The organism is Streptomyces caniferus (assembly GCF_009811555.1).
GTDB classification, from domain to species: Bacteria; Actinomycetota; Actinomycetes; order Streptomycetales; family Streptomycetaceae; genus Streptomyces; species Streptomyces caniferus.
The window spans coordinates 248,772-273,776 of the sequence record NZ_BLIN01000005.1 but is presented as its reverse complement, the minus strand read 5'-3'; the positions used below and the strand labels follow the sequence as shown (position 1 = coordinate 273,776).

Below are 25,005 nucleotides of genomic sequence, written 5' to 3'. Positions count from 1 at the left end.
TAGACGGGCGAGGAACGGCACTTCCTTGGCCGCGGGCCCTATCGCGCTGTGCCGACGGTCGCAACCCTCCAAGGCCAAGAGCCGCCACCCTCGGTCAAGAGGGGGAGTGCGAACCCTTGTCCCTGATCAGATTCTCCACGTGGTCGAAGCGCTCGTGCAGCGTGTGCAGCTCCGAACGAAGGGCCTCCGCGTCCTCGCGCGCATGGCTCCCCACCGCCTTGCCCATGCGGATCACGTCCTGCTCCGCGCGGCCGACGAACCAGGTGGCGAGGGCTGCCGTGATGACCCCGAACGCCGTAATGGCGCTGAGCATCAGAAACGAAGCGATGATGCGGCCCCATAGCGTGACCGGATAGAAATCCCCGTAACCCACTGTGGTGGCCGTCTCGATCGACCACCACAAAGCCCTCGGGTAGGACGTGATATTGGCGTGCGGCGCACCGGATTCGGCGACCACGACCAGCGCGGCACCTCCGAGAAGCACCGCGGTCATGACCAGGGTGACCCAGAACGCCGCTTGTGCGTGAAGCCGGCGCCACGATTCATTGCCGAAGAGGCGATTCAGTACGGACAAGAGAAACGACGGCACCAACGGGCGTCACCTTCCACTGCGGGTCTGGTGGGAGACCAGCCATTAGGCATCGCTGACATTAACAGGACCCAAGGCAATGCCCGGATATGTCGATCAGCGATGGCGCGGGAGAAGGAGGACGGAAGGCGGAAGGGGAAAGGGCGACTCACTTCGACGGCGGAGCCGGGCGCGGTGTGGCAGGTGTATCGCCGCGGACGGCGTGCAGATAGAGCGCGAGCATGTCGGTCGTGAAGTATGAGCTGTAGGAGACGTCCGGGAAGTCGCCCCCTGTGTGATAGCCGCCGATGACACCGATCAGGGCGTAACCGGTGAAGTCCCGTACCAGGAAAGGACCACCGGAGGTGCCGCCGATATAGCCCGCGCAGGCAATTTCCAGGAAGTCGCCGGGGGCGGCCGGGTCGGTACTGGTGTAGCGATGCGTGGACGAGGTGCAGTCCAGGGGCTTGGGGTGGGCGGTGTCGCTGTTGCCGGGGTAGCCGATGAGCCGTACCTTCCGGTGGTCGTAGCCCGGGTACGGGAGCAGCTCGAAGCCGCCCGTCACGTCCTCCACCTCGGCCCCGTCCTCCCTCGCCCCGAGCCGCACCACCGCGTAGTCCCAGCGTGCCCCCGCGTCCGTACCGAGGTCGTAGTACCGCTGGTCGAGGTAGATGCGGTCGACGGGGTAGATCCCGTGTGGCTTCAGCCCGTCGTGGTACTGCGGCACGAACGACAGGTGCCGCTTCGGGTCGGGGGAGCGCAGACAGTGTGCGGCGCTGACCACGAGGTCGTGATGCGGGCTGCGGACGACCGTGCCGCCGCAGAACCGGCCGGTGTTGCTGCCGTCCGTCCAGAAGAAGGTCCCCACCTGAGGGAGGCCGTCGAAGGGGTGGCTCGGCGGAGTGGTGCCCGCCGCCGGACGCCGCGCTTCCGAACTCCTGGTGACGACGGCCGGTTTCGCTGCCCTCATCCGCTGCGGGGTCCAGTAGGTGGCCCCCGGCGTGGCAAGGTGCCCGGGCCCGTCCGGGCTGTCCGCCGTGAGTGCGAGGGCGAGGGATCCGGGCGGGAGAGCGAGCGACAGTCCGAGAAACAGGGTGGTGAGCAGGAGGGTGAAGCGGCCGCGTGCAGCAATCGGTCTGCTCATGATCCGGGTCCTCCCCAGGGCACGGCGTACGGGACGGGGGCGCATACGAGGCGGGCGTGCCATCGTCCTACGGCGGGCAGGTCCAGGGCGAGAGGCCGGGCCGTAATTCCTACTGGTGGGTGGGAGGTGCCGCGCCCGGGTGGCCGGTGGTGCGCCCCGCAGATGTGGGGCGCCGTCAATGCACCGGCCTCCACCACGTGTTCAGGCCGAGGGCAGCCCGGCCAGTCGCAGCACCGCGTCCAGCCCGCGCTGCGAACCGGGCGCGGCTCCCGCGGGGAGCACATACGCTCGCAGGCCCGCCCCGACCGCACCGCCGTCCTTGGCGGGATGATCACCCACCATCAGCGTCTCCGACGGATCCGCGCCCAGCTCGCGGCAGGCGTGCCGGAACAGCAGTGGGTCGGGCTTCTCCGTGCGGTGTTCGTAGGAGTGCACCCAGGCCGAGAAGTACCGGTCGAGGCCGTGGTGGGCAAAGGTGGCCCGCAGATCCCAGCCGACATCGCTCACCACCCCCAGGGCCGTCCCGCTGCGCGCGAGGCGGGCGAGGGTGGCGGCGGCGTCCGCATAGGGCAGCCACTGCTCGGGAGCCTGCAGTTGTGCGTAGAGCGCCTCGGCGCAGGGAGCGAGTTCGGGCACCGAGGCGTACCACGTGGTGAAGGCATGCCGGTGGGCCTCCGAGGAGACGTCCCGGGCTTGTTGGGCCCGGATGACCTCGGGATCGGAGAGTCCCGCTTCCAGCCCGCTCAGCAGACGGTCCATCGTCGCGTTGTCCACCGGCCGCCCCAGGGCGTCCTGGATCCTGTCCTCATACGTCTTGATCTGGAACAGCGTGCCGGAGAAGTCGAAGAGCACGGCGCGAACGGCGGCCGGGGGCGCGTCTTGCGGGGCGGCCGTTGCGGTGCGGATGGGGCCTTCGGGGCCGCAGGCAGGGAGGAGACTCATGCGTTCTTCCTAGCGCAGTTGAGCCGGTGTTGATGGGGATGGCAGATAGCCGGCATCCGGCAGTCCCGTCCGTCCCCTCCTCCCCCCGTCACCTTCTTCGTGGCTCCGCAATGGGGCCGCCGGCCTTCGTCCTGTTCGCGATGCGCTGCGACGGAGCCTTCTGCGCACCGCGCGTCATCTCACAGCAGGTCGGTCATCTCGCCATGCTGCCCGGCTCGCCGACCGCACGCACCCTCGTTCTCCCTTGGCCAAAGGCATAGGGGCACCCCCGTGTCGGACACCCCACACCCTTACGGGCAACGGGACGCGGTCGACTCCCCGGCCTTCCGCGCCGCCCGTGGCGCCGCCGACCGCGTGGCCGTGGACGCCTGTGCGCGGCAGTTTCAGCGCACGTACGCGACCCGCCGTCAACGCTGGTAACTCACGGTGATGAGTCGGGGGTCGCCTCCAGGCGCGCGCCGCTCGTCGCCGCCCTCCTCCTCCCGCCCGAGCCGCACGGAAGCAACTCGCCGCCCACGATCACGCGGAGGTAACCTGAATCCACTGCTCCCGCAGCCCCGTCCCGGGGAGGTCGTATGACCGCCGCTGTGAGCCTCCGCCCCGGCAAAGCGGACGCGCTCCGCTACACCCCCATCGCCGAGCACGGTCTGATCGGGGACATGCGTACGGCCGCGCTCGTCGGCACCAACGGCACCATCGACTGGTACTGCTGCACACGTTTCGACGCACCCAGCGTCTTCGCGGCGATCCTGGACGCCGACCGTGGCGGAGCCTTCGAGCTGGCCCCGGACGTACCCGCCCGGACGAAGCAGTTCTACTTTCCCGACACCAACATCCTGATCACGCGGTTCTTCGCGGACCACGGCGTCGGCGAGGTCCAGGACTTCATGCCGATCGTCGACGACTCGGGCGAGGCGGACCGCCACCGGCTGATCCGGCGGGTGCTGTGCGTACGCGGGGCGCTGCCGTTCACCGTCCGCGTGGCGCCCCGCTTCGACTACGGGCGCAGCACGCACACGGTGAGTATGCGGCAGGGCCAGACCGTGTTCGCCTCCCCGGATCTCTCCCTGGCGCTGACCTCCAGCGTTCCGGTCGAGATCGACGGCCCGGACGCCACCTCCTCGTTCATGCTGGGCGAGGGGGAGTCCGCGGTTTTCGCGCTCGACCGGATCGGCGACGGGGTGGAGCCGCGGGCCTGCCCGGTGGCGGAGGCGGAAGACCTGTTCGGTGCCACGGTGCGGTATTGGCGCACCTGGCTGTCGCACTCGCGCTACCGAGGGCGCTGGCGGGAGATGGTGCACCGCTCCGCGCTCACCCTCAAGCTCCTCACCTATGCTCCGACCGGCGCCATCGTGGCCGCCCCGACCACCAGCCTGCCCGAGCGGGTCGGCGGCGAGCGCAACTGGGACTACCGCTATGCGTGGGTGAGGGATTCCGCGTTCTGTATCTATGCACTGCTCAGACTGGGCTTCACCGACGAGGCCAAGGCCTTTGTGCACTTCCTGTCCGAGAACCTCGGCCTTCACAACGGTTCCGACGGACCGCTCCAGATCATGTACGGCATCGACGGCCGCAGCGAACTCCCCGAGGAAGAACTCCGCCACTTGGAGGGGCACTTGGGCTCGTCGCCGGTCCGGGCCGGCAACGATGCCGTCAACCAGCTCCAACTGGACATCTACGGGGCCCTCATCGACTCCCTCTACCTCTACGACAAATGGGGGGAGCCGCTGTCCAGCGACCACTGGGCCACCGTCGGCACCCTGGTCGACTGGGTCTGCGACAACTGGGACCAGCCGGACGAAGGCATCTGGGAGACCCGCGGCAAACCCCAGCGCTTCCTGTACTCGCAGCTGATGTGCTGGGTGGCGATCGAGCGGGCGATGCGGATCGCCACGCATCGGGGCCTGCCGGCGGATATGCCCCGGTGGGCGCATGCCCGCGATGCGATCTACCGGCGGATCATGCAGAGCGGCTGGTCCGACAGGCGCAAGGCCTTCGTCCAGCACGAGGGCGACGATGTCCTCGACGCGTCCGTCCTGATGATGCCGCTGGCCAAGTTCATCTCTCCCACCGACCCGAAGTGGCTCTCCACCCTGGACGCGCTGGGCGAGGAGCTGGTGTCCGACTCCCTGGTCTACCGCTACGACCCCCGCCGCAGCCCGGACGGGGTGGGAGGCGAGGAGGGCACCTTCTCGATCTGCTCGTTCTGGTACGTGGAGGCGCTGTCCCGTGCCGGCCGGGTGGACGAGGCCCGGCTCGCCTTCGAGAAGATGCTCACCTACGGCAATCACCTCGGGCTGTACGCCGAGGAAATCGGCCACACCGGCGAGCAGATCGGCAACTTCCCCCAAGCCTTCACCCATCTCGGGCTCATCAGCGCCGCATTCAACCTGGACCGGGCCTTGGGCTGAGGGGCTGACGTCGTCCACCGCCCATCGAGCGACAGTGGCTCCGGCCCGGCCCGGCTTCCGGCGAAACGGTGAGGGCCCCTCTCCGCGGGCGACGACTACACCCTCGGCGATCGCCCCGCGCCCATCGACATTTACTGAACGCGGAGCAGGCTGAGGGAGCGTCGGGGAAGGGAAGAAATGGTAGCAACTCGACTATTGCAACGATGAGTTGAGGATTGGTCGGTACCAAGTTTCCGGATTCCCGACAGAAGTCTTGACGCGCCGTTCACATGTGATGAACATGCATCGGGCAAGAGAGCGCTCCCATGAACATCATTCGTTCACTTCCTGAAACAGGAGAGCTGCTATGCCCACACCCCCCACCGATGCCACGGCGCCCCGTACGCCGAGGCTCTCACGCCGTGGAGTCCTGGCCGCGATGGCAGCCGTGCTCCCGGCGGCCGGCCTTCCGGCGCTCACCTCCCGGGCCTTTGCGGCGCCTGCCGCCGCTGCGCTGCCGGGCGGTGGCGACCTCGGCCCCAACGTGCTGGTCTTCGACCCTGCCACGCCCGATATCCAGGGCAGGCTCGACGAGATCTTCCACCGGCAGGAGTCGGCCCAGTTCGGAAGCGGGAGGTACCAACTCCTCTTCAAGCCCGGCACCTACAACGGTCTGAACGCCCAACTCGGCTTCTACACCTCCATCGCCGGCCTGGGGCTGTCGCCCGACGACACCGCCTTCAACGGTGATGTGACCGTCGACGCGGGCTGGTTCAACGGCAATGCGACGCAGAACTTCTGGCGCTCGGCGGAGAACCTCGCGCTCCGTCCCGTCAACGGCACCAACCGGTGGGCGGTGGCCCAGGCGGCACCGTTCCGGCGGATGCACGTCAGGGGCGGACTCAATCTGTCCCCCGACGGCTACGGCTGGGCCAGCGGCGGCTACATCGCCGACAGCCGGATCGACGGCGCGGTGGGCCCGTACTCCCAGCAGCAGTGGTACACCCGGGACAGTTCGGTGGGCGGCTGGAACAATGCCGTGTGGAACATGGTGTTCTCCGGGGTCGAGGGAGCTCCCGCGCAGAGCTTCCCCGACCCGCCGTACACCACGCTCGACACCACCCCGGTCTCCCGTGAGAAGCCCTTCCTCTACCTCGACGGGGCCGACTACCGGGTCTTCCTGCCCGAGAAGCGCACCCACGCCCGCGGCACCACCTGGGGCAACGGCACACCACGCGGCTCATCCCTGCCGCTCGGCCAGTTCTATGTGGCCAAGCCCGGCGTCGACGCGGCGACCCTCAACGCCGCGCTGGCGCAGGGGCTCCACTTGCTTCTCACACCCGGGATCTACCACCTCGACCGGGCGATCGAGGTGCGGCGCGCGCACACGGTGGTCCTGGGGCTGGGGTACGCGACCCTCGTTCCGGACAACGGGGTGACGGCCCTGAAGGTCGCCGACGTCGACGGAGTGCGGCTCGCCGGTTTCCTGATCGACGCCGGCCCGGTCAACTCCGCCACGCTGCTGGAGGTCGGCCCCGAGGGCGCCTCCGCAAGCCACGCCGACCATCCGACCACGGTCCAGGACGTCTTCATCCGGATCGGCGGGGCGGGCGCCGGCAAGGCGACCACCAGCATGGTGATCAACAGCAACCACACCATCGTCGATCACACCTGGGTCTGGCGTGCCGACCACGGGGACGGGGTGGGCTGGGAGACCAACCGAGCCGACTACGGGGTCCGCGTCAACGGCGACGACGTCCTGGCGACCGGGCTCTTCGTCGAGCACTTCAACAAGTACGACGTGGAGTGGCGCGGCGAGCGCGGCCGCACGGTCTTCTTCCAGAACGAGAAGGCGTACGACGCGCCCGATCAGGCCGCGGTGCAGAACGGCAGCACCAAGGGGTACGCCGCGTACAAGATCGCGGACGCGGTGACCACACACGAAGGGTGGGGCCTGGGCAGCTACTGCTTCTACAACGTGGATCCCACCATCCGCCAGGACCACGGATTCGAGGCGCCGGACAAGCCGGGCGTGAAGTTCCACGATCTGCTCGTGGCCTCCCTGGGCGGCAAGGGCCAGTACGAGCACGTGATCAACGGCGTCGGCGCGGCCACGTCGGGTACCTCGACGGTGCCGTCGACGGTGGTGTCGTATCCGTGAGCCGAGATCGCCGGTCGGTGTTCTCCGCGGGCTGACCCGGGAGGCCGGGCTCACGACTCCCGGGCCTCCCGGATGAGAGGGCCCTGAACCCGGCGGCCCCTGGGACGGCCCCTGCCTCCGCGCCGCAGCGGCCGGCGGCGCCGTGCCAGGGGGCCGTGACGGGCGGGCCGGGCGTCCGGCCTACCGTAGGGCGGCGCATCTGTTGAGCCTGGAGAGTCATGATCATCGAAGAATCCGCCTTCCGAGGGCGGATGCCTGCCCGGACCGGTGACCTGGCGGTCGAGCGGCACGGTATCGAGCCGGTGCCCGAAAACAACCGCTACGGAAAGCCTGCCCGCCTTTTCACCGTGTGGTTCGCCCCCAACCTCACCATGACCGGGGTGTTCTCCGGCACGGTGGGCGTCTCGCTGGGGCTGGACTTCTGGACGGCCCTGGCGGCGATGGTGCTCGGCACGGTCGTCGGCGCGGTGCCCGCCGCGTACCTCGGCACCTGGGGCAGCCGGACCGGGACCGGCCAGCTGCCGCTGTCGCGGCTGGCCTTCGGCCGCGGTGTGGCACTACCCGGCATCATGCAGTGGCTCTCCTCCGTCGCCTGGGACGCGCTCATCGGCCTCTTCGGCGGCGAGGCGCTGGCCCAACTGCTCGGCTGGCCGTTCTGGCTGGGCGCGCTGGTGGTCCTGCTGCTCCAGGGGGCCGTCGGCGTCTTCGGCTACGAGGCGCTCCATCAGCTCCAAACGGTCATGACCTTCGTGCTGGGCGCCGCCTTCCTGGTCCTGAGCGTCAAGCTGCTGTCCGGGGTGCCGCTTCCCGTATCGAGTTCCGCGCACGGCGCCGATCGTCTCGGCGCCTTCGTCCTGACCAGCACCATCGCGCTCAGCTTGGCCATCTCGTGGGCCCCCTACGCCTCGGACTTCAGCCGCTACCTGCCCCGTACGACGTCCCGGCCCCGGATGTTCTGGTACTCCGTGCTCGGCATGGTGCTCTCCTTCGCCTGGGTGCAGGCACTGGGGCTGTGGGGAGCCGAGCTGTTCACCGACCAGACCGCCGCGGGGGTGCACGGCCTGCTGGGCGGCGGAGTCCTCGGCGCCTTCGGCCTGCTGGCCATCGCGGCGGCGGCGGTGTGCAGCAACGCCATGAACGACTACAGCGGCTCGCTGGCGCTCCAGACGGCCGGCATCCGGGTTCCCCGGCCGCTCGCCGCGGCGGCAGCGGCCGTGCTCGGCTTTCTGCTGGTGCTCTGGATGCACGCCGCGGACACCACCACGCGCTTCCAGAACCTGCTGCTGTTCGTGGGCTACTGGATCCCCGGTTTCGTGGGCATCGTGCTCGTCGACGCGAGGCAGCGCGCCAAGGCCCGCCGGGGCGCGCCGATCGACGTCGAGGCCGAGTTCGTCCGCCCCCAGCCGTGGTGGCCCGCCTGCCTCGCGTTCGTCATCGCGTTCGCGGCGGCCGTGCCGTTCATGGACACGACCCTGTTCGTCGGCCCCGTGGCGGCCGCGCTGCACGGTGCCGATCTCGCGTACTACGTCGCGTTCCTCGTTTCCGTGGCGGTCTACGCACCTTTGAGGCTCTTTGCGGGTGCGCGTGCGGAGCGCAGGGCGGAGCAGGCCGTGGCGGTGCCGGGCGCGGGCGGATAGACCGGGCTCGCCGTAGGGGCGGCTCCGGGCAGTGCCGGGCGGCCGGCTCCGCCGCTTCGGGTACGGCGGCTGGGTCGGGGGATGTAGTCCCCGGCCGCGGCAGGTCATGCCGCAGGAGGGTTTGCGGCGCCGTTCGTGTCGGGCCCGCCGGGGCGCGGCTTCATCGTCGGTGCCAGGGGCACACGTAGCTCTCGAACAGCTTGCGGGGTACGGCGGTCCGGTGCCCGCCCGGTGTGTCCGCGTCGGGGCGACGAGCCCCACCGGCCCGGTGCGCCGCGCACGGAGGCTTCCGGCGGGCGCCCCCGGACGCCCCTCCCGCAGAACGCGAAGGGAGAGCCGATGACTACGACGCACGGCACGACGCCGACTCGGGGGTCCGCGGGGCGGGCCTGGGGGAGAGCGCTGCTCGGCGGCGCGGTGATGGCATGTGCCCTGGGAGCGGGGAATGCGCTGGGGGAGGCCCTCGCCCGGACGCTCGGCGTCGACGGCTATCTGCGGCAGCTGCTGCCCGCCGTACTGGTGAGCGCGCTGGCCGTCCCCGCCGTACTGGGCTTGAGGGCCCTGCGGACGACACGGGTCCTTCCCCTGGGGCTCGGGCCCCGCTCCGCGGCGTCGCTCGGTTTCCTCCGCGGCCTGGCCGTCACCACCTCCTGTGCCGCCGTCGTGCTCGGGGCCGGCACGGCGCTCGGGTGGGTCCGCTGGTCCGGCCTGGACCCGGCAGCCCTCGCCGCATTCCTGGTGAGCAACGCCTTGGTGGCCGTGCTGCTGGAGGCACTGCCCGAGGAGGCGACACTGCGGGGCTTTGCCTGGGTCTCCCTGCGTGACCGCTTCGGAGGTGTGGTCTCCGCGCTGGGGGCGACGGGGGTCTTCCTGCTGGTCCCGGCGGCCTCCACCGTGGTGCAGGCCGGGGTGTCCCATCTGGTGGGCGGGTCGGCCGCGCCGATGGGGCTCACCCCCGAGGGGCAGGATCCGCTCGCCTATCTGGTGCTGCTCTCGGTCTTCGGCCTCACGCTGGTGGCCGCACGGACGGCACCGGGAGCCGCGCCGCTGTGGGCGGCGATCGGCACCCATGTGGCCTTCCTGAGCGTCAACCGGGTCGTGTTCGAGGGAGTACAGCGCGGGGCGGGCTGGTCGGCGAGGGTCGCCCCGACCCATGCCGCGGTGCTCGAACTGGGGTATCTGGCGGCCACGGCGACGGTCTTCGTCGCGGCGAGGCTGGTGTCGTCCTTGGTGAGGGCGCGGGCGCAGCGGTCCCGGCCCGGTCATCCGTCCGCGGTGACCACACACGGCGCGGGCGACTGGGCCCGGATCGGCCCGCTGCTCGTTCCGGACGGACGGGAAGGGCGGTCCTCGGAGATCGAGCGGGAGTGGCCGTCGCCTGCCGGCCGCGAGTGGCTGTCGCATGACCGAGGCGCTCGGGTATTTCGGCGTAGTGAGGTTTAACGGAGATGGGTTATTTGTCCGTGTTTATTGGTATGGGGTGGAATTGATCGTCGAGTGAGGACCGGCCTGGCGCGATGCCCTGCGCAGGGCCCGGCAGGCAGTGCGGAAAGACCTTCGTCCATTGTCGTGTCACGCCGCGAAGGAATCGACTCTTACCCATGGGGCCGGAAAGCAAACAGGCGTAATTTCCGATTGTTCGCGTCGGATGTGGGCACGCGATTGTCCGGAGGATGATGACGGTGGTTCCGCTTCCGCCGGGCTGCTTCTCGCGCTGATCATTACGGCGCCGGGTGTGTGTGGCAGGCCCTAGGGGTATGGCGGTGACCGCGCTCTCCGTCCGGCTGCCGAGGCGGCGTGAGGTGTTCCACAGCACGCCGCTCGGCCTTGTCCGACCGAGACGGGTGTGGGGCCGGTTATTCCACCGTCGCGGCGGAACCAACCATTTCGCCGGAACTCGAAGAATTGTGGTTGGTGGCCCGGGAAGAGGGCACGCTTTCCGGCCTGAAGGTAAGTCGACGCGATATGAGGTGAGCTTTATCATGAGCACCGCCGAGGCTCCGCGCACCGTTACGGCGTCGCCGGTGCTGGAACTCCAACTGGACTGTCGGTCCGAAGCCGTCGGACCTGCCCGGCACCTTGCCACCGCCTTCCTGGAACAACTGGAACCCGCGGTGGAAAGGGATGCCAGGGAGGCAGTGATCCTGGTGGTCTCCGAACTGGTGACCAATGCGGTCCGGCACGCGGGCGGAAAGGTCTGCACGCTGCGGCTGAGGGCCGGTCCGGAGTCGGTGGTGGTCGACGTGAACGACTCCAGCCCTGTGCTTCCTCGCCCCCGTACCCCCGACGTCACCGGCGAGGGCGGCGGTTTTGGATGGTCGATGGTCTGCCGTATCGCGACCGTCGTGAAGATCAAGAGGGAGTCGGCCGGTAAAACCGTGACCGCGATCATTCCCCGTCAGGACCGCGACTCCTCTTGACCGGCCGGCGTGCAGCGCACGTTCTGCCGCAGGATTCCATGACGGCGGAATCGCCTTCACCGCGCAAGCCCGTGAACGGCCCTCCCCGGCCCCCGCGCTCCGGACCCGTCCGTCATTCCTCCGGAATACTGCCCTTGTGGTGAAGGGATTTCCGCGAGAAGAGCGCGTTCACTCGTCTACGTGACGACGTCGCCGTTCCAGCCGGCAGGCGCGGGGCGGCCGTTCGGAAAACCTCACAAGAATTCCGGTCGGTGGAGTTCCGAGGATCAGACAGTGGCGTCCGGCCAGGGAACCTGTGTCGCGGTCGGGGCCGTGTAGTCGATGCCCGGTACTGCGAAACCGTAGAGGCGCTGGACCTCGCCGTGGAACCAGTCGAGGTCGGCGAGACGGGTAATGGTCTCGGTGGTGGCGGATTCCCACCTTTCGGTGACCGCGGCCTGCACCGCGCTGTTGAGTTCCCAGCCGTCGAGACGGACCCGGCCGTCCTCATCGGTTTCGAGTGCCCGGACACCGGTCAGCTGGTCCCACAGGTCCGCCAACTGCGCGATCGGCGGCACCATCCCCTCGCCGAGCGCACCGCGCAGCAGGCCGACGTAGAGGGCGATACCGGGGATGGCGGTGGAGGACTGGGTGACCGCGGCCCCGTTGACCGAGGTCACCGCGCGCCCGCCGACCAGCTTGTGCAGGCGCTCGTCGAGCGCGCGGGCGGTCGCTTCGAGCTCGGTCTTGGCGGCGCCGATGGTGCCCTGCCGGTAGATCCCGTCCGTCAGAGGGGAGCCGATGTAGGACAGGGCGGCCGTGCTGAATCCTTCGGCGAGCAGACCGCGGTCGGCGAGATGGTCCACCCACCGCTCCCAGTCCGCGCCGCCCATCACCGCCACCGTCTGCTCGATGTCGTCGTCCTCGGCCGGCGGCGTCTCCACCTCCTTGACCTCCGGCGCCCCGGTACCGTCGAAGACGAGGGTCTTGGTGCGGTACGCCTCGCCGATGGGCTTGAGGACCGAGGCATAGGTGACACCGGTCTCCGGGTCGGTGCGCCGTGGTGCGGCAACCGAGTAGATCAGGTGGTCCAGACGGCCGAAGCGCCGCCGCAGGACGTCCGAGACCTGGTCCTTCATCTCGTCGGAGAACGCATCGCCGTTGAGGAACACCATCTCGTGGCCGTGCCGTCGGGCGAGCTCGGCGGTGGCGGCGGTCCGGTACCAGCCGGCCGTGGCGGTGCGCCGCTCGGTGGGGGCCTTCTCGAAGCAGACGCCGATGCCACGGATGCCCGTCCGGGCGAGGCCGGCGATCGTCGCGGCCAGTCCGTAGCCGGCCGAGGAGCCGACGATCAGCGCCACCGGAGCGTCGTCCGGGACATGGGTGGGCGAGGGGGCGGCCTGCCACATGTCCTGCACCAGGCGCTCGCAGCCTGCCGGGTGGGAGTCGAGGAAGAGAAATCCGCGGCTGCGCGGGGTGATGACACGTTCGCTCATGACGCACGTCCTTCGGTTCGTCTCGTCGCGGAGGAGCAGCGGCCGCCACCGGAGCGCGTGCCGCCCCGCAAGTCTGCGGCTCCGGACCTCCCCATGATCGTCTCGGCGGACACAGTGTTGGCCGGGTGGTTTTGGAGGGTTCTCCTCAGTTCGGGTCGTGACGGGCCTTCCGTGCCCTGTTTCGTGCTGACTGTCCGTGAGAGGGGGCGGTGTCCATCAGGGGGCCTGGTTGGCCCCGGCGGGGCGGGCCGGGAGTGCGAGCGACGTACCGGGCGGCGGGCCGGCGGGCCGGCGGGCCGGCGGCGTCGACCGGCCGCCGGGCGAGCGGTGCGGGCTCTCCGGTGCGCGGGCAGAGGGCTTCCTCGATCGTCGGTGCGCCGGGTTCCGTGTGCGCGAGGAGCACGCCGAGTTCGCGGGATCGGATTCATGATCCTCACGCTTACGGAACGGCGGAGCGCGGCGAAGTGCCCGTTGCGTAAGGGCCCCTTCCTGCGGAGAAGCGGATTTACCCCGCAGGAAGCGGAGCGTGATGAAACCGATAGCAAGCAATGTGTGAAGACTATGTGAGAGTCACTGTGATGCGTGGCACACTCCCCTCACCGGTCGCGAGCGACGAGGGGGGCGAGCGGGGTGCAGCGGATTCCTGTGTGGTTCGGTGCGGAGTTACGCCGACGAAGGATCGAAGCGGGGCTGTCGCTGGGAGAACTGGCGCACCTGATTTGCTTTTCCAAAGGCCACTTGAGCAAGATCGAGCGCGGTGTGAAGGCGCCCAGTCACGATCTTGCCCAGTTATGCGACAGCGCCCTCAATGCCGGAGGGCAACTCAGCGGTCTGATTTCCGCGCCCGAGCGCAGCACCGTCGCGACACCCCTCGCCGAAGCGGATGTCACCACGCCCTGGACATTACGTATGCACGCCGGCGGCGAGAGCGACTTCGTGGCATTCGACCGGGCATCGCTCGGCGCCGGGGCCATGCCTTCCACCTTGGTGAGTTGGTCCCTCGCACCCCCTCCCTTCGAAAGCGGGGAGTCGAATGCGGCATTGCCGTACTTCCGCACCGTCTTCGACGAGTTCCGCCGGATGGGGCAGCTCTTCGGGCCGGCCGTGGTCGCCCAGCTCTGCATCGCGGCCACCAGCGCCCTGCGCGGCATGGCACACCAGGCACGGCCCGCCGACCGGGACACCGTCCTCCGGCTCGCCTCCCGCTTCGCCGAGTACACCGGGTGGATGGCGCAGGAGGCGGGCAGCGACGCGGCGTCACTGTGGTGGACCGAGCAGGCGGTCCAGCTCGCCGCGGACAGCGGGGACGACGAACTGGCCGCCTACGCCCTGGTCCGCCGGGCGGAACTCGCCCTGTACACAGGCGATTCGGTGGCCACCGTCCAACTGGCCCGGCGAGCCGCACAGCAGGCCCGCAGCGCACGCATCCGCGGGCTCGCCGCGCAGCGCGAGGCACAGGGGCACGCCCTGGTGGGCGACCGTGACGCATGCCGCCGGGCTCTCGACCGCGGTGCGGAGCTGACGTCCGGTGCGGCGCCCCCGGGCGGCGGGGAGCCGGTCCTCGGCAGCATCCATCTGCCGGATCTGACGGCGTTCGTCGCCGGCTGGTGCATGCACGACCTCGGTTCCCCGGCGGAGGCGGTCACCCTGCTCGGGGACGGTCTGGACGCCATTCCGCCGGAATCCCGACGGGCCAGGGCCCGATATGGCGCCCGGCTCGCGCTTGCACTGGCGAACGTCGGCGACATCGAACAGGCCTGTGCGATCGCGGAATTGGTCGCCTCCCATGTGGCCCTCATCGACTCGGCCACGATCCGTGCCGATCTTCTGCGGCTGAGCCGCGCACTCAATCGTTGGCCAAAGAATCCCACCGTTCGCCGGACCCTTCCGCATATCGCGATCGGCCTGCACACCCACCGGACCGGGCCGGAAACTCCGGCCTGACTTCCCGCCCCGGCCCGCTCCCCGCAGAAGGCCGCCGAAGAGCGCCGCCCCGCCGTATCCGTGGTGTTCCGTTGCCCGGCCAAAAGGCCGAGGGCAACGCGTTGACCGCGCCCGAAACCCCTGTGAATCTCGGCTTCATCCCCCTGCGCCCAGCGACAGCCCGAGTGGCCCGTGCAGCACACCGCTGCCGTAATCCACCGCTGTCACCCGAGGAAAGGCAGAACAACATGGCCGGCGTTTTCATCAACTACCGGACCGGCGACGGTGCCGAAGCAGCCGTCCTGCTCGACGAGGAATTGAAGGACGTATTCGGGCCGGAGAACGTCTTCCGGGACCGCCGCGCCATTCCGGCCGGCGCACACTTTCCGCCCGACCTGTGGCGGGCGCTCGAAAGCTGCGGGGTCCTCCTCGTGCTCATCGGCCCGAACTGGCTCACTCTGCGCGACGACGACGGCCGGCGCCGGATCGACGTACCCGGCGACTACGTCCACGACGAGATCCGCTGCGCGCTGGAGTGGCGCAAGACCGTCGTCCCGGTGCTGATCGACACGGCCGTGCTGCCCACCAAGGGCCAACTGCCCGACACCATCGCAGGGTTGGCGGAACGACAGGTCATGCATCTGCGAGTGCCGTACGCGCACCTCGACCTCCCCGTCATCACCGAGGCACTGCGCCACCACGTACCCGTGAGCAGCACGGCCCGGCAGCCGTCCCCGACCGACGGCGAGGGGCTCCCGGGAAGTGGCGGGCTGCGCGCGGGCGGGGACGCCGTCCACAAGCGCAGCGCCGTCAGCTACGGCAGCGGCCCCGCCACCTACAACGAGAACCGGGACGCGAAGAGCGGAGGGCAGCGGTGAGCGACACCGAACAGCCCGACGCGCAGAGCGCCGCCCCGGAGGACGTACCGGGTGAGGACCTCTCGTCCGCGACCCCGGACGAACCGGCGCAGAGCGCGCCCGAACCGGGGGAGACCGGCGCGGCCCACCCCGAAGCCGTCGCCGCGGGTCCGGCGAACGAGCCGGTGGCAGCGGACAGGAGCGGTGACAACCGCCCGTCGGCCCAGGACACCGGCCGGGCTTCCCGCCGGCGCGAAACCGGCGACGGCGGCGACTTCACCCGCTACCAGCAGGCCCGGCAGCAGAACGCCCTGAACAAGCTCAAGCGCAGTGCCGTCGCCCACGGCAGCGGCTCCGCCTTCTACGCCGAGCAGCTGACCATCGGCGCGGACACCGGCGTCGAGATCCAGGTGCTGAGTGTCTCCGCGCTCACCATCGCCCAGCAACTGGACTCCCATCAGGACGTCGACCAGCAGGCACAGATGGCCGCCCGGCTCGCGGCACAGCACATCGTGGTACTCGCCGGACAGCCGGGAAGCGGCCGCCGGTCCACGGCGCTGACCCTGCTCGCCGGCTGCTGCTCCGACGACAGCGTACGGATCCTGCACAGCGAGGCCCCCGGCATCCTCCAGGCGTTGTGCCGGCGTGCCGACGAACTCCTCACCCCGGGCGGCTACTTGGTGGACCTGGACGACCAGCCGCTGAAGCTGTCGACACTGGAGACCCTCGGCCATCTCGCCCGCAAACAGGGTGCCTTCCTCGTGGTCATCGGCGAACCAGGACCGGTGGACCCCGACCGGCTGCGCCCCCACGCCTTCGAGCACCGGCGCCCCCTCCTCGGGGACGTCCTGGCGGTGCACTTGCGCCGACTGCTGGCGGGGCACCCGGGCGTCTGCACCCGGGAGGACTGCACCGACGAGCACACCACGGCGTTCATCACCCGGATGCTGGAGTCGCCGCAGGTGCAGCGCACCCTCGACGGGGCCCCGTCCGTGGGCAGCGTCGTGGAGTTCGCGGAGGTCCTGGCGCAGAGCGTGCACACCGAGGACACCAGCCTCGGCGAGGTCATCAACCAGTGGCGCGACCGGCTGCGCCGCCTGGCGAAGCGACTGCTGCACGTCCCCGCCGAGACCTCACAGGGCCCGGTCCTCGATCCGCACCGCCAGGCGTTCCGTATCGCCTACGCCTTCTTCCACGGCCATCCGCTCTCCGACGTCTTCGAGGCGGGCGAGGTCCTCAGTGCGACCGTCCTGCCCCGCTACGAAACCCGTGAACCGGCGCCCACCAACCACGTCTTCGAGCGGGAACTGGACCAGCTGATCCCGCAGGAGATGCGCGCCTCCGCGGACGCCGCGCCCGGCGGCCGCGCCGACGACAACCCCCGGCGCGCCAGGCTGGTGGACGAGGAGCTGATGCACGCCGTCATCGAGGTCGTGTGGCACGACTACGACAGTCTGCGCGACCCGTTGCGGGAGTGGCTGACGGCGCTGGTCTCCGGCCCGCTGGAGCGCATCCGGGTCCGAGCCGCGCAGATCGCGGGCATCCTGCTCAGCCACGACTTCGACAGCGTCTACCGCGACCTGATCCGGCACTGGGCCGGGGAGTCCGCGGCCTATCGGCAGTCCGCCGCGCTGGCCCTGGAGATGGCGGCCCACGATCCGCGGCTGGTGCACCGGGTGCGGGGCCAGATCAGAAGCTGGCTGAGCAGCCCCCGGTGGCAGCTCCAGGACAGCGCGGCCCGGGCGTACGGAACGCTGGTCGGCGCGCAGGACGTCCCGGACACCCTCTGGGCGCTGCGGGAACTCGGCACCCGCCCGGAGCTGGCGTTCAGCAGCTCGGTGGCCTTCTCGATGTCCTGGCTCTACCTCGCCGGCGCCCCGGGGCCGACCGCCGACGCCCTGGACCACTGGATCACCTCGGACAACGACCATCTGAACCGCCACGCGATCCGCACCCTGCTGATCCTCAGCCGCTACGGCGCCGGACCGGACCGCCGCGACCGGCCCGTCCTGGCCGACACCGCCATGACCGACCAGGACCGCGCCGATGCCCTGGTGCGCCTGTGGCGTCATGCCCTGATGGGCAAGGACAGCTCGACACGCGCCTGGGACCTGCTGCGGCGCTGGCTGCTCGCGGGCGACGCGGACAAGGAACTCGCCGCCTTCCTGGAGCTGCTCGTACCGCGCATCTGCTCCCGGCCGCTGTCCCTGCGTGCCGGCTTCTACCTCGGTATGTGGGCCGGCCGTCACCCGGACTCGTTCACCATCGGCCGGCTCCGTCACCAGCCGGTCCGAGGCGGCCTCACCACCGGCTCCGTGTCCTGACCGACGCCCGCACGAAGAGGAGTACGACCATGACAGAGCGCAAAGGACTGCGCACCAGGCTCCGCAACTGGTGGCGCCGGGTAACGGGCAGGAACGACGCGGAGACCGCCGACGGTCCCGAGCCCGTCGACGAGGCCGAGGGCACCGCCGGCCCCGCGACTGCCGGCCAGGCGGCTCAGGCCGAGGTGGCGGTGGAACTGCCGCCGGGCGACGAGGTGCTGTCGGTGGCGGCCCGCGGGGACGTGTTCGCCTTTGAACTCGTCCCGCACTTCCGCTGGAGCAGCCGGGAGATGACGCTGGACACCCTGCGCGAGCGCGCGGTGCTCCATGAGGAGGCGGCCCGGTGCAAACTGCTGCGCCGCGCCTGGGCCGTCGCCCGGGCCTGCGATCCGGGCGATCCGGTGGCCGCGGAGAAGGCCGTCAACAAGGAGCTGCGCGGCGGGTGGTGCTACAACGACGAGAAGGGCCTGATCCGCTGCCGGGCGTCGGTGCGGATGCGTATCGACCCGGCCCTGCGCGAACATGTGCTGCCCTTCCACCTCGCCGAACTGCGACTGACCGAGGAGCACAGCCTCGGTGAGCTCAAGGCAGGGCAGGTGCAGGCGCGCACCGAGCGCTGGCTGCGGGTGATGAGCGAACTGGAGCTCCTCGGCACCCTGGGCCCGGCCGAGCGGCGGCTGTTGGTGCCGTTCGCCGCGGCCCTCGCCGACGAGGACTTCTTCAAGGTCATGCAGGCGCTCAAGAACACCCGCCGCAACGGGGCCGAGGCGCTCGCCAACGTCCTCACGGCCGCGACCAAGCACCACGAGCAGGTGGGGCTGTTCGAGTACGCCAACGCCTACGACAAGGCGCTGAGCGAATTCTGCCGCCAGATGGGGCTGAGCCCCTTCTCGTGGGTGGACAGCGCGGCCGACGTCGAGGAGCTGGCCCCGTGAGCCCGGTGAACCCCGTCAATCCGCTGCAGTCCGTACATCCCGTGCAGCCCATACCTCCCGCGAACCCCGCAGACCCCGCAGCACTCCGGTCACCCGGGCGCCGCCGCGCCCTCCCGCCGCTCGCCGCGGCCCTGGGAATGGCGGTCATGGCCGGTCTCCTCGGCGCCTGCGGCGACTCCCCACGCCTGGACGCCTGTGCCTGGATGAAGGAACCCGTGGACACCGCCGGCCGGACGGTGGTCCTCGTCGACGACTCCGCCTCCGTACGGGGCCGGACCACCGGACGCGACTACGCCCACAGCGTCGGCTCCCTTCTCGCGAAGGTGGTCGCGCGCAAGGACATGGTCTCGGTGGGCAGTTTCAGCGGCGACGCGGCGCAGATCACCTGGATCGCCAAGGACCGGTCGGCCGACTGGGCGAAGAACAACGACAACCCCATCAACCGGGAGAAGCGGAAGCAGCAGGCGGTCGGCTGCCTGACCGACCTCGTCGGCGAGGCCGCGAGTGCCGCCCCCCGGAGCGGCGGCAGCAACGTCCTCGCGGCCCTCGCGGCAGGAGCCTCCTCACTGGAGGCGGCGTCCGGCACCCGCAGCCTGATCGTCCTGACCGACGGGCTCTCCACCACGGGCTGCGCCGATCTCCGGGCGGCCGCCTTCCGCGACAAGAGCGAGATCAGGGCCATCGCCCGGGTCTGCGCCGCCCGCGAGGAGACCCCGTCCCTGACCGGGGTGGACCTCACGCTCGCCGGTCTGGGCCAGCCGGCCGCCGACCAGCCGGCCCCCACGGCGGCCCAGCGCACCTGGCTGACCACCCTGTGGCGCACGCTGTGCGGCGCGGACCGGGCTGCCCCGGGCACCTCCTGCACCGTCGCCCGGACGGCCATCGGCACGGCCGGACATCGCGCGCCGCGGAAGAAGCCGGCGCAGGACCCGGTGGTCCAGTACGCCAACGACCGCCCCGAGACGTACCAGCTCCCCGGGGCCGCCCTCTTCGACACCAGCTCCGCAACCGTCCGCCCCCAGGCACTGCCGCTGCTCAACGATGTCGCGGTCCGGGCCCGCACCACCCCCGGCAGCAGGGTCACCGTCTCCGGTTACGTCGACCCGCGCGGCCGGTCGGACAACAACCAGCGGCTGTCGCAGGCACGGGCGAACGCGGTGAAGAAGGTCCTGATCGGGCTCGGGGCGGCACGGGTGACGGCATACGGCCGGGGCCTGCCGACGGGGTGCGCGAAGCCGGCCCGCACCGCGACGGGCCGGATGACGGCCGAGGACCGGCTCCAGTGCGACCGGCGCGTCGACATCGACATCATCAGAAAGTGAGGGTGGCGGGCAGCGATGAACACCACCAACGGAAAGCACCGGACAGGGCCGGCCGCGCGCTATCAGGCGGCGGTCGACTGCGCCGGCCAGGACCCCGCCTTCGTGGAACTGGACATCAAGAAGCGACCGTCCTCCCGGCCGGCGGACCAGACCGACAACCGGGAACAGGCCGCCCTCATGCGGGCCTTCACCGACGCCAACACCGTGCTGACCGCGGCGCAGCCGGGGCTCGGCAGCGCGGCGACCGAAGTCGCCCGCACCTTCCAGGAGGCGCGGACCACCATCGAAGCGGCCGAGCGGTTCACCGTCGCCAGGTCGTCCCAGCGGGCCCAGGAGCACGTCGGGGAACTGCACGCCCGGCACGCGGACGACGGACCGGAAAGCCTGCGCCGCCGTCCGGTGCTCTGGCGGCGTCTGCTGTGGCCCACCCTGGTCGCCGGGGTCGCCTTCGACACGATGTTCATCGGCACCCTGATGCAGCGGTTCTTCGGACTCGGCACGGGCCAACTCGCTTACTATTTGGCGTACTTGCCCGGATTCGGCGTCGCCGTCTGCCTCCTTGCCGCGGGCAGCCTGCTGGCCGAATCCGTCTTCCGGCGGCGCACCCGGACCGCCCGCACACTGGAGCGGACCCGCCGCGGACCGCTCGCCGCCCTGCGCGAGGCGGTCTGGCCCAGGAGCCCGCATACGGAGCGGCGCAAAGCCGGCGAACTGCCCTGGCCGAACGCGGCCGGCCCGGTGCTCTTCACCGTGGCCATCCTCACGATGGTGGGCATCTGGGCCCGGATGCGCGCGGCCGACGCGGTGCGCGAGCACGTGGACCTGGCACCGGACCAGAGCGCGGTCGTCATCCTCACCCTGGTGCTCAGCACCGCCGCGATCGTGGTCAAGGTGCTCGCCCACAACCCCTGCGCCGACAGCGACCGGGAGGCCGAACGGTCCGTCGTCGCCGCGGAGAAGCGCGGCCGGGAGCTGCTGAGGGAGGCACGACGCAGGCTGGTGGGGCACACCGAGACCTGGTGGCGGCTGCAGTCCACCGTCGAGGCGGCGGCGAGCGACGCCCACCGCACGCTCGAAGAGGCATGCATCCGCATCGTCGAGGAGCGCGCCCGCACCGGCGTGGCCGGCCGCTACGACTTTCCGCTCACCATGCCCGCCTGGCCGTACCCCCCATCGGTACGCAACGGCGCCGCCCCGACCGCCGACGACCGGGCGCCCACCCGTCCCACCCCGCCCCGGGCCCGTCTCGAACTCCTCGATCGCGCCTGCACCGTTTTGGAACGCTACGCCCCCGAACCGCTGGAGGACCGCCTCAACGGCATCGCCGATGACCTGAACGGACAGTTCCGAGCGGCACCCAGGCAGCAACGACCCGCAGAGCAGATCGACGCGGAGGCATCCGGTGGTGATCGGGGCTCAGGCAGCGGGCGGGAAGCCGGGGAGCCCGGGGAGGCCCAGAGCCCCAGCGAAGCCCCGGCCCCCAGCGAGGCCCCGGCCCCCAGCGAGGTCCAGGTCCCCGGGAAGGCCCAGGTGGCCGGCGAGTCCCGGGCCGCCGGGGAGGGGCTGGCGCCCGATGCGGCTCCCCATCCCGACGGCTCCCGCACGTCCGACGAGGCCCGGGTGCCCGACCGCCCGCCCGTATCCGGCCAGACGGGAATACCCGACGCGACCACTCCGATATCCGAGGCCGACCCGGCACCCGGCGCGCCCGCGACGGCACCCTCCGAGGAGTCCCGTCCCACCACCCCGGAGAGCCCGCCGCATGCGGAAGGGGGAACGGCGCGATGACCGCGCCACCGCGCTTCGCTCCGGAGGAAGTGAAACACCTGGAGTTCCTCCAGGCCGTGATCGCCCGCCATGCCAATACGTCCTTCCTCGTCAAGAGTTGGGCCATGACCGTCAGCGGTGCCTTCATTGCGGTCGCCACCCGCGGCCCGAGCTGGAAGACGGCCGCGGTCGCCCTGGCGCTGGCGGCGGGCTTCTGGCTGCTCGACAGCTACTACCTCCGTCAGGAGCGGAGGTTCCGCACCCTCTACGAAAAGGTCGCCGACCGCCAGGCCCCACCGGTGATGCCGTTCACGATGGACGTCGAGCAGTACGGCGACCCCGTGCCGTGGCGTGCCGTGGCACTGTCCGGGACCATGCTGCTCTCCTACGGAGTCCTGGTCGCCATCGACACCGTGACGGTCATCTTCCTCGCCTGAACGCGGGAGAGCGTCAGCTTCCCGCGGGCCGGGCGACGGTCCACGGCAGCAGCAGGCCGTCGCCGTCGGCGCGCGGGACGACGTGGAGATGAAGGTGACGGACGGTCTGCGTGGCCGACGGACCGCGTGAGGTGATCACATTGCAGTCGCCGGCCTCTCCCGCGAGTTCGGCGGCGCGCAGCATCGTGGTCGCGGACACCTCCGGGTCCTCGGCGACATCGGCGACATGCACCCGCGGGATGACCAGCACATGTCCGTCGGTGACACCGCCGTGGCGGGGCCGGATGGCGATGGTCTCCGGCCACTCGCGCAGCACGGTGGCCGGCGCCCCGCCCAGGACGATGAGGCAGAAGGGGCACCCGGGCCGCTGAGTCCTCCGGGGAGCGCGCGGAAGGCGCGGGCAGGAGCCCGGCGCGTCACCGGTCATCTCGCGGAACTCCCCATGACTGACCATGAATCCTCCGCACGGGGCCGGCGCCGTCGGGCGCACGTCTGCTGCATCAATAATCGACCATGGAATCCACCCAGGGGCGTCTTCGCCTCATTCCGGACATTTGACTGCGCTGTTGGCAATGCTGCCGCTGCCGCCGTCGCCGTCCGAGCGGGCCCTCGTCACCACAGCTTGTCGATCTCGCCCGGGTACAACTCGATGCGGGAGTGCGGAAAGGCGGCACGATGCCGCCGGCCCCGGGGCGAGAAGAAGTCGGCCATGGTGACCTTGTCGAAGCCGGGGCGGTCGCTGGGGAACGGGGACGACGGCGTACCGCCGATGAGCACCGCGCCGGGCAGCTGGTGCCAGCCCGCGCTCTCGTAGAAGGGCTGGAGCGGCCGGTCGCAGGTGAACAGGCCGAGGTCCAGGCCCATGGCTGCCATCGCTTCGTGGGCCGCCGCCACCAGACGGCGACCGTGACCCTGACCGCGGGCCGTGCCCCGGGTCACCACCGTGCTCAGCCCCGCGGCCCGATAGCGCTCGCCGCCGTGCACGAACTGCTTGGTGAGGATGTCGAGGGCGGCCAGCACCGTGGCACCGTCGACGAGCAGCATCGACACCGGTTGCAGGGCCGGGTCGTGGGTGACCGTGCCGGGTGCCGCAGGGGCATCCGGGGGCCAGGCCTCGTCCTGCAGCTCCGCCACCTGCGTACGCAGCGCGGGCGGCACATCGGCTTCCGGGAAAGTCATGATCGGCACCCGCTCATTGTGGGTGTCCGGGCGAGGGGGGCCAAGGGTTTTCCTGTTGCCGACCGGCCGGCAACTCGCCTTTACGGGACTCCGCCCTGCATGTGCCCCCTGCCCCAGGGCAGACGATCTCCATGGGATGGCTGATGCGTTGGGAACGTGTGGTGGAGGAATGCGAGAGCGCGCTGCTGGCCAAGGTCTTCCGGACCGACCCGGTCCAGCTGCTCGACGCGCTGCGGGAGGAGTGCGACGAGCATGCGGTCGTCTGCAGCCAGAGTCGCGTCCTCGTGCCGAATGACTACACCGTCGAGCTCGCGAAGGGGGTGCACGATGAACTGGCCGCACGCGGTGGGCAGGTGGGGTGGCATCTGACCGATGTGCTGGCCCGGCACGCCGCCGAGCGCGGATACGAATGGGCGGGTCCGCTCACCGTTCACGTCACTGTCGGCGAGGTGCCGAACGGCCGGTACCGCATATCGAGTGCGGCTCTCGCACACATTCCCGCCGGTGCCGCCGGGCCCCGAGGAATGTGACCAGGGCCGGTTCCTTCTGATCCGGCGGATCTGCTGGGGCGGACCGGAACGTCTCCTGCCGGGGGGACCGGAACGTCTGCCCGACGCGCACCCGCCCGGTCTGCTCAAGCCGCATTGCCGGGGGGAGAGGGAGGGGCCGGGCCCGTTCGGGCCCGGCCCCTCCCTGTCGGATTCCGACCCGCCGGCCGACCTCCTTACTCCTCCGCGTCGGCCAGTTCGGCGATCACCTGCGCGTGGCAGGGCTCCGGGAGACACCAGCAGCCGAGCCGGCGTCCGCGCAGCTCGGGCAGGAGCGCGAGCAGATCGGGGCGCTCCAGCAGATGCGCGCGGTACTTCGCCAGGATCTCCGCGCGCGTCCCGTCCCGGCCCGGACGGAACGGACTGGCCAGTGGCGACGCCGCGAGATGCCAGCCGCCCCGGTTCATCGCACGCCCGACATAGACCACGTCGGCGTACTCGGGGTCGTCGCGGTGGCCCTTGAGATTGACGACCGTCGTGCGTTCCATGCCTTCATCCTCACGCCGTCCACCACATCCGGCAGCGCGATGACCGCGCAGGTCGAGATCGCCTCGCGCGCGGGCACCGTGCGGGATGTCCGTGGACCGTGTCATGTGTCGTTCTCCTGCGGTCGGTGTCCTGGGCGGCTGTCGCCTCAGGGCAGCTTGACCGCCAGCAGATCCACGGGACGGATGTCGGGCGCCGAGCGCAGCATGGTCCCCGCCGCTTCTGTCAGCGCCGCGGCGATCCGGCCCTGGAGATGGCCGGTCCGGCCCTCCTCGTCGCGGAAGGTGTCGAAGACCCCGAAGGTGGTGGCGTCCTCGCGGAACGCGAACCAAGTGACGGTGTGCTCCTCCTGCCGCGCGAGTTCCAGCGCATCGCCCAGCAGTGCCGCGACCTGCTCGGCGTACTCCGGCTGCGCCTCGATGCGTGCCAGCAGACCGATCTTCATATGCGTGACTCCTCGTGTCGGTGTGTGCCCTGAGCTGGGCACACA

General features: G+C 70.5%; 21 protein-coding genes. 13 read left to right on the top strand and 8 right to left on the bottom strand.

Translation table 11 applies throughout. The annotated features are described in order from the left end of the window. Positions 1–94 precede the first annotated feature (94 nt). The 3 genes from Scani_RS17865 to Scani_RS17855 all read right to left on the bottom strand — a co-directional run bounded on the left by Scani_RS17865 (position 95) and on the right by Scani_RS17855 (position 2,654). Positions 95–592, bottom strand: coding sequence for a potassium channel family protein (locus Scani_RS17865; protein WP_167538117.1), 498 nt, complete (start codon positions 590–592; stop codon positions 95–97). 145 nt (positions 593–737) lie between these two features. Beyond that, positions 738–1,712 carry a trypsin-like serine peptidase gene (locus tag Scani_RS17860; RefSeq protein ID WP_159477141.1) on the bottom strand — a complete coding sequence of 325 codons (975 nt, stop codon included), beginning with the start codon at positions 1,710–1,712 and terminating at the stop codon, positions 738–740. 201 nt (positions 1,713–1,913) lie between these two features. Next, on the bottom strand, positions 1,914–2,654 hold the full coding sequence (locus Scani_RS17855; protein ID WP_159477138.1) for an HAD family hydrolase: 741 nt from the start codon (positions 2,652–2,654) through the stop codon (positions 1,914–1,916). A gap of 575 nt (positions 2,655–3,229) precedes the next feature. Here Scani_RS17855 and Scani_RS17850 point away from each other — a divergent pair. The 5 genes from Scani_RS17850 to Scani_RS17830 all read left to right on the top strand — a co-directional run bounded on the left by Scani_RS17850 (position 3,230) and on the right by Scani_RS17830 (position 11,262). Further along, positions 3,230–5,065 (top strand): glycoside hydrolase family 15 protein, encoded by a 1,836-nt coding sequence (locus Scani_RS17850; protein WP_159477135.1) that lies wholly within the window; start codon positions 3,230–3,232, stop codon positions 5,063–5,065. Positions 5,066–5,411: 346 nt separating this feature from the next. Next, on the top strand, positions 5,412–7,205 hold the full coding sequence (locus Scani_RS17845) for a pectate lyase-like domain-containing protein (protein ID WP_159477132.1): 1,794 nt from the start codon (positions 5,412–5,414) through the stop codon (positions 7,203–7,205). Positions 7,206–7,423: 218 nt separating this feature from the next. Further along, on the top strand, positions 7,424–8,842 hold the full coding sequence (locus Scani_RS17840) for a purine-cytosine permease family protein (protein WP_246295960.1): 1,419 nt from the start codon (positions 7,424–7,426) through the stop codon (positions 8,840–8,842). Between the two features lie 339 nt (positions 8,843–9,181). Beyond that, entirely contained in the window at positions 9,182–10,285 is a 1,104-nt protein-coding gene (locus tag Scani_RS17835) for a CPBP family glutamic-type intramembrane protease (RefSeq protein WP_159477129.1), read from the top strand. 539 nt (positions 10,286–10,824) lie between these two features. Continuing rightward, on the top strand, positions 10,825–11,262 hold the full coding sequence (locus Scani_RS17830; RefSeq protein WP_159477126.1) for an ATP-binding protein: 438 nt from the start codon (positions 10,825–10,827) through the stop codon (positions 11,260–11,262). Positions 11,263–11,528: 266 nt separating this feature from the next. Here Scani_RS17830 and fabV read toward each other — a convergent pair whose 3' ends face one another. Beyond that, positions 11,529–12,737: an enoyl-[acyl-carrier-protein] reductase FabV gene (fabV, locus tag Scani_RS17825; RefSeq protein WP_159477123.1), complete on the bottom strand. Its 1,209-nt coding sequence runs from the start codon at positions 12,735–12,737 to the stop codon at positions 11,529–11,531. 582 nt (positions 12,738–13,319) lie between these two features. Here fabV and Scani_RS17820 point away from each other — a divergent pair. The 7 genes from Scani_RS17820 (at position 13,320) to Scani_RS17790 (ending at position 22,302) form a co-directional block, all read left to right on the top strand. Next, the gene (locus tag Scani_RS17820) at positions 13,320–14,681 is read left to right on the top strand and encodes a helix-turn-helix domain-containing protein (RefSeq protein WP_308686578.1); all 1,362 of its coding nucleotides are present in this window, start codon (positions 13,320–13,322) and stop codon (positions 14,679–14,681) included. 227 nt (positions 14,682–14,908) lie between these two features. After that, positions 14,909–15,538: a toll/interleukin-1 receptor domain-containing protein gene (locus Scani_RS17815; RefSeq protein ID WP_159477117.1), complete on the top strand. Its 630-nt coding sequence runs from the start codon at positions 14,909–14,911 to the stop codon at positions 15,536–15,538. After that, on the top strand, positions 15,535–17,841 hold the full coding sequence (locus tag Scani_RS17810) for a hypothetical protein (protein ID WP_159477114.1): 2,307 nt from the start codon (positions 15,535–15,537) through the stop codon (positions 17,839–17,841). Before Scani_RS17815 ends, Scani_RS17810 begins: the two co-directional genes overlap by 4 nt. Before the next feature lie 29 nt (positions 17,842–17,870). Then, complete coding sequence (locus Scani_RS17805; protein ID WP_159477111.1) at positions 17,871–18,776, top strand: hypothetical protein; 906 nt, start codon at positions 17,871–17,873, stop codon at positions 18,774–18,776. Beyond that, positions 18,773–20,098 carry an OmpA family protein gene (locus Scani_RS17800; protein ID WP_159477108.1) on the top strand — a complete coding sequence of 442 codons (1,326 nt, stop codon included), beginning with the start codon at positions 18,773–18,775 and terminating at the stop codon, positions 20,096–20,098. Before Scani_RS17805 ends, Scani_RS17800 begins: the two co-directional genes overlap by 4 nt. Positions 20,099–20,113: 15 nt before the next feature. Then, positions 20,114–21,886: a hypothetical protein gene (locus Scani_RS17795; protein ID WP_159477106.1), complete on the top strand. Its 1,773-nt coding sequence runs from the start codon at positions 20,114–20,116 to the stop codon at positions 21,884–21,886. After that, positions 21,883–22,302 carry a hypothetical protein gene (locus Scani_RS17790; protein ID WP_159477103.1) on the top strand — a complete coding sequence of 140 codons (420 nt, stop codon included), beginning with the start codon at positions 21,883–21,885 and terminating at the stop codon, positions 22,300–22,302. The genes Scani_RS17795 and Scani_RS17790 overlap by 4 nt, the downstream gene beginning before the upstream one ends. A gap of 13 nt (positions 22,303–22,315) precedes the next feature. On the opposite strand, the gene Scani_RS17785 is transcribed toward Scani_RS17790, so the two are convergent. Both Scani_RS17785 and Scani_RS17780 read right to left on the bottom strand, forming a co-directional pair. Continuing rightward, a complete protein-coding gene (locus Scani_RS17785; RefSeq protein WP_174872718.1) occupies positions 22,316–22,756 on the bottom strand; it encodes an HIT family protein in 441 nt (146 codons plus the stop codon). A 158-nt stretch (positions 22,757–22,914) separates the two neighbouring features. Beyond that, positions 22,915–23,481 carry a GNAT family N-acetyltransferase gene (locus tag Scani_RS17780; RefSeq protein ID WP_246296403.1) on the bottom strand — a complete coding sequence of 189 codons (567 nt, stop codon included), beginning with the start codon at positions 23,479–23,481 and terminating at the stop codon, positions 22,915–22,917. 143 nt (positions 23,482–23,624) lie between these two features. Between Scani_RS17780 and Scani_RS17775 the strand changes: the two genes are divergently transcribed. After that, the gene (locus Scani_RS17775; RefSeq protein ID WP_246295958.1) at positions 23,625–24,011 is read left to right on the top strand and encodes a DUF3662 domain-containing protein; all 387 of its coding nucleotides are present in this window, start codon (positions 23,625–23,627) and stop codon (positions 24,009–24,011) included. Between the two features lie 194 nt (positions 24,012–24,205). Here Scani_RS17775 and Scani_RS17770 read toward each other — a convergent pair whose 3' ends face one another. Continuing rightward, positions 24,206–24,517: a DUF4326 domain-containing protein gene (locus Scani_RS17770; protein ID WP_159477094.1), complete on the bottom strand. Its 312-nt coding sequence runs from the start codon at positions 24,515–24,517 to the stop codon at positions 24,206–24,208. A gap of 146 nt (positions 24,518–24,663) precedes the next feature. Next, positions 24,664–24,960 carry a putative quinol monooxygenase gene (locus Scani_RS17765; protein WP_159477056.1) on the bottom strand — a complete coding sequence of 99 codons (297 nt, stop codon included), beginning with the start codon at positions 24,958–24,960 and terminating at the stop codon, positions 24,664–24,666. Between the last annotated feature and the right edge of the window lie 45 nt (positions 24,961–25,005).